Consider the following 404-nt stretch of genomic DNA (forward strand, 5'->3'; position numbering starts at 1 on the left):
AGCTGATCGCTCAAACTCTGCACCTGCCTGCTCAATCCCGTGACGCGCTCGCTCAGCGCCGCGTTCTCCCGTTGCATAAGACCAGACATCGTCCGCCATTCCGCGAAGGCGTTCTCCCACTCGTCCAGCCTTTTCGAGTAGTCCTGCTGTAACTGCTCTAATGCGCTCAGCAACTGTTTTTCCAGCTCCGTCATGTGCTATTTCCCCGCCAGTATCATCCAGCTCGAGTCCTCTCCGAATCCGCCCGCTTGCGGATTCACCCTCACGCATCGGCGTCTCTGGTCTCCGCAGGTTGAGAGCTGAACGCCGCTGTTCCGCTCTGACAGCATCGCCTGCGTGCTCTTCTGCTCCCGGATGATCGTGTAGTTCTCGAGTATCCGGTTCCCCTGCCACCACAGAATGCC

General features: G+C 58.9%; 2 protein-coding genes. Both read right to left on the minus strand.

Annotation, left to right across the window (positions count from 1 at the left end; genetic code table 11):
- The coding region (locus tag FLQ44_RS08095) for an MbeD family mobilization/exclusion protein (RefSeq protein ID WP_147693964.1) at window positions 1–194 on the minus strand (194 nt) is incomplete at its 3' end.
- Between the two features lie 3 nt (window positions 195–197).
- The coding region (locus FLQ44_RS24060; RefSeq protein ID WP_439144905.1) for a hypothetical protein at window positions 198–404 on the minus strand (207 nt) is incomplete at its 5' end.

This window comes from Vogesella mureinivorans (genome assembly GCF_007644035.1).
Taxonomy (GTDB): Bacteria; Pseudomonadota; Gammaproteobacteria; order Burkholderiales; family Chromobacteriaceae; genus Vogesella; species Vogesella mureinivorans.